This window comes from Agarivorans sp., assembly GCF_050295395.1.
Classification (GTDB): Bacteria; Pseudomonadota; Gammaproteobacteria; order Enterobacterales; family Celerinatantimonadaceae; genus Agarivorans.
Genome location: NZ_JBNKPP010000089.1, coordinates 1 through 3,635, shown reverse-complemented (window position 1 = coordinate 3,635; position 3,635 = coordinate 1). Strand labels below are relative to the sequence as shown.

Sequence of the window (3,635 nt, the reverse complement as noted above, 5' to 3'; positions counted from 1 at the left end):
TTGTGTATTACTCAATAGTAGAACTTGTCGCTGTAGCGATTATGAAAACCGTTTTGCGAAAGTACCTGACTGCGTCAAGATTAGCTTAGATGATATTGAAGCCTTTCACTGGTTGCCGCCGAGCTGTGCCTATAAACGATTAATTGAAGGCAAGCCTTTGCCAGAATGGCATCCCTTATTAAACAAGGGTAAGGCCTCTGAAATGCATAAACGTGGCGCTTCTATTCGTGGCAAAATCGTTTGCGAAACGCAGTTAGCTGGTCCTTCACAAAACTATATTGTGCGCTGGCCTTTAGATGAATGTGAGTAAATTTAGTCAATAAAAAAAGCCGCGACAGCGGCTTTTTTATGTTTGTTGAAACGGTTATTTTCGCTTGTTAAACCACTGCAGGGCAAAGAACGAAACGGCTACCGCTAGCGAAACGGCAAATATCAAAATCAGCCATTGTGGCATCGACCAGCCCAAGAACATCCAAGAAATTTCATCACAGTAACCGGTAGGGTTGAATAACCATGGTACCCACTTGTCTAGTGGTGCCCACTGTGGAAAGTTAGCAAAGAAATCACAGGTGGCAAAGGGGCTAGGGTTCATTTGATAGTCAGTATGAGTAATGGCTAGTTGTAAGCCCCAAGCCGAACTCACTATCCATAAACCGAAAGACGTTAAACGAATCAGGATATTTGTGGGTGCTACACAACCGATAAGCCCCGCAAACATCAAACCAAACATCGCGACACGCTCGTAAATACACATAACGCAGGGGTCGAGTTTCATCACGTGTTGGAAGAATAACGCACACAACTCGAGAGATAAGCTAGTAATAAAAAGCAGAAACCAAGGACGTCGTTGGTACGGCATACTGCTTAAAAATGTTAGCATAATCAAAGGCTCCAATTAAAAAGGCGACGCCAGAGCATCGCCTTTTTTAATTTTAATGTCCAGCAGAAATGCTTGCCGCAGCGTCTGCAACGTGATGGCTGATCCACCCCATGTCGTAGAAGAATTGGGTTGCTGGCGCAAGCGCGAACTCAACGCTCAATAAACCAATGCCGGCGAGTACGATGGTGTACGGTAATGCCATCCACACCATACGTCCATAAGACAAGCGAAGCAGTGGCGCTAGTGATGACGTTAGCAAGAATAAGAACGCAGCTTGACCATTGGGCGTGGCTACCGAGGGTAGGTTAGTACCGGTGTTAATCGCTACAGCTAACATATCGAACTGGTCACGGGTAATTTGACCTTCTAACCAAGCCGATTTTACTTCGCTAATATAGACGGTACCAACGAATACGTTATCGCTGACCATGGATAACAAACCGTTGGCGATATAGAAAGCAACCAACTGGCCTTCGTTTTCAATTGATAGCACCCAATGAATCACTGGCTTAAACAGTTCTAAATCAATGATAACCGCTACAATAGAGAAGAATACCGCGAGTAGTGCGGTGAAGGGCAGTGCTTCTTCAAAGGCTTTACCCAGCTGGTGTTCTTCAGTAATACCGGTGAACGAAGTGGCTAAAATAATCACTGACAAACCAATCAAGCCCACGGCTGCAAGATGCAAGGCTAAGCCAACGATAAGCCACACGGCAATCACTGCTTGGATAATCAGCTTAGCGCGGTCACGGTTGTTGCGTTTATCATCTTCGTATTTGTCATAGTCAGATAAGATTTTTCTCACGTTTACTGGGAGCTTTTCACCGTAGCCAAATTTGGCGAACTTCTCTAGTAATACACAGGTAAGAAGGCCGAAGGCCAATACCGGGAGTGATACTGGCGCCATGCGTAGAAAGAACTCAAGGAAGTTCCAGCCTGATTGGTCGGCGATGATTAGGTTTTGTGGTTCACCCACCATAGTACATACACCACCCAGTGCAGTACCCACACCGGCGTGCATCATTAGGCTGCGAAGGAACGCGCGGAAGCCTTCTAGGTCATCACTGCTTAGGTCATCGCTGGTGTGGTCGTGACTTTGGTTAAAGTCTTTTCCTGAGGCCACTTTGTGGTAGATGCTATAGAAGCCAATGGCCACACTAATCACCACGGCGATTACAGTTAAAGCATCAAGGAAGGCAGATAAGAAGGCCCCTGCCATACAGAAGGCGATAGAAAGCACGGCCTTGTTTTTAATTTTGATCAGCATCTTAGTGAAGACAAACAATAGTAGTTGCTTCATAAAGAAGATGCCTGCCACCATGAAGATCAATAGGAGTACAACTTCAAAATTGCCCACCAGCTCGTGCTTAACTGTGTCTGCCGAGGTCATTCCAATTGCGACGGCTTCGATAGCTAACAAACCACCCGGTTGCAAGGGATAGCACTTGAGTGCCATGGCGAGGGTAAAAATAAACTCTACAACTAATAACCAACCCGCAATAAATGGGTTTATATAGAACACAATGGGGTTGATTATTAAAAATAAAACAATGGCTTTTTTGTACCACAAAGGCGCGTTACCAAGAAAATTCTTAGCAAAAGCGCTAGACAGACTAGTATTCATCCTGAAATCTCATTGTTATTCAAATGGCAGGTCAAGTTTTCGCATGGGAAAACCCGTGCAGGATTGTAAGGGATAAGCTGCTGATTTGGTAGCCGGTTAAGTAAAAATATCAAATTAAGCTTAGCTAACGATGTGGCAATTGAGATTTACTCTAAGCTTGCAGGTTAGAGCTCAAACCACTTACTTTAGCTTTAGTTAATGGTTTGTTATTATCCACGAAATAAAAACGTAAATAGACTGAGTAAAAAATGGTCATCAAAGCAAAAAGTCCAGCGGGATTCGCTGAACAATACATTATCGAATCAATCTGGAATAATCGTTTTGCCCCCGGAACAATCCTTCCCGCAGAGAGAGAGCTTTCTGAATTAATTGGTGTGACTCGCACCACCTTACGCGAGGTTTTGCAGCGTTTGGCCCGCGATGGTTGGTTAACTATTCAACATGGTAAGCCCACTAAAGTGAATAACTTTTGGGAAACCGCTGGCTTAAATATATTAGAAACTTTAGCGCGCTTAGACACCGAAGGGGTTCCTGAGTTATTTGAGCAACTCCTCTCAGCCAGAACCAATATCAGTGTGATTTTTATTCGTGGCGCATTAAAAAATAATCCAGAGCAGAGCCGTCAGTTAATCGAGCAATATAAGTCTTTAGAACAAACCGGTCAGGCCTATGCTGAATTTGATTACCAAGTGTTGCACGGCTTAGCTTTTGCTTCAGGTAATCCCTTATATGCCCTGATCTTGAATGGCTTTAGAGGCATGTATCAAAGTGTGGGTAAGTTTTATTTTGATGAAGCGGAGTCACGCCAACTAGTCGATAAGTTCTATCAAGACTTAATCGCTTTGGCGGAATCTGGTGACTACGATAAAACGCTTTATGTGGTACGTAACTACGGTATTGCCAGTAGTGAAATTTGGAAGCGCTTACGCCACGTTATGCCCAGTAACGTAATGGAAATAGATTAAACTTTAGCGTAATGAAAAAGCTCCGCTAGCGGAGCCTTTTCATTTAAGCAATTCGGGCTTCTAGGTAGTTAATAATGTCACTTGACTCGTAGAGCCACTCTACTTTGCCAGCCTGCTCAATGCGTAGGCAGGGTACTTTTCTTGAACCACCTTGACTCACTAGCTC

5 protein-coding genes are annotated in these 3,635 nt (G+C 44.1%); 2 read left to right on the top strand and 3 right to left on the bottom strand.

The window, feature by feature from the left end; all coding sequences use genetic code 11:
• A partial coding sequence (locus ACQY6Q_RS05255; RefSeq protein ID WP_427978720.1) for a YkgJ family cysteine cluster protein occupies positions 1–310 on the top strand: 310 nt, incomplete at its 5' end.
• Between the two features lie 54 nt (positions 311–364).
• Here the strand turns inward: ACQY6Q_RS05255 and dsbB are convergent.
• Together dsbB and nhaB are read right to left on the bottom strand one after the other, a co-directional pair.
• The gene (gene dsbB, locus ACQY6Q_RS05250; RefSeq protein WP_427978717.1) at positions 365–880 is read right to left on the bottom strand and encodes a disulfide bond formation protein DsbB; all 516 of its coding nucleotides are present in this window, start codon (positions 878–880) and stop codon (positions 365–367) included.
• A 52-nt stretch (positions 881–932) separates the two neighbouring features.
• Positions 933–2,504 carry a Na(+)/H(+) antiporter NhaB gene (gene nhaB, locus ACQY6Q_RS05245; protein WP_427978714.1) on the bottom strand — a complete coding sequence of 524 codons (1,572 nt, stop codon included), beginning with the start codon at positions 2,502–2,504 and terminating at the stop codon, positions 933–935.
• Between the two features lie 248 nt (positions 2,505–2,752).
• On the opposite strand from nhaB, the gene fadR reads away from it, so the two are divergent.
• Complete coding sequence (gene fadR, locus ACQY6Q_RS05240; RefSeq protein WP_427978711.1) at positions 2,753–3,469, top strand: fatty acid metabolism transcriptional regulator FadR; 717 nt, start codon at positions 2,753–2,755, stop codon at positions 3,467–3,469.
• Positions 3,470–3,512: 43 nt separating this feature from the next.
• Here fadR and ACQY6Q_RS05235 read toward each other — a convergent pair.
• Positions 3,513–3,635 (bottom strand): glutathione S-transferase N-terminal domain-containing protein (locus tag ACQY6Q_RS05235; RefSeq protein WP_427978723.1); only part of this gene is annotated, 123 nt, incomplete at its 5' end.

Excerpts from the sequence above, each read along its gene's own strand:
- dsbB (WP_427978717.1), bottom strand. The coding sequence starts at position 880 with ATGCTAACATTTTTAAGCAGTATGCCGTACCAACGACGTCCTTGGTTT.
- nhaB (WP_427978714.1), bottom strand. The coding sequence starts at position 2,504 with ATGAATACTAGTCTGTCTAGCGCTTTTGCTAAGAATTTTCTTGGTAAC.
- fadR (WP_427978711.1), top strand. The coding sequence starts at position 2,753 with ATGGTCATCAAAGCAAAAAGTCCAGCGGGATTCGCTGAACAATACATT.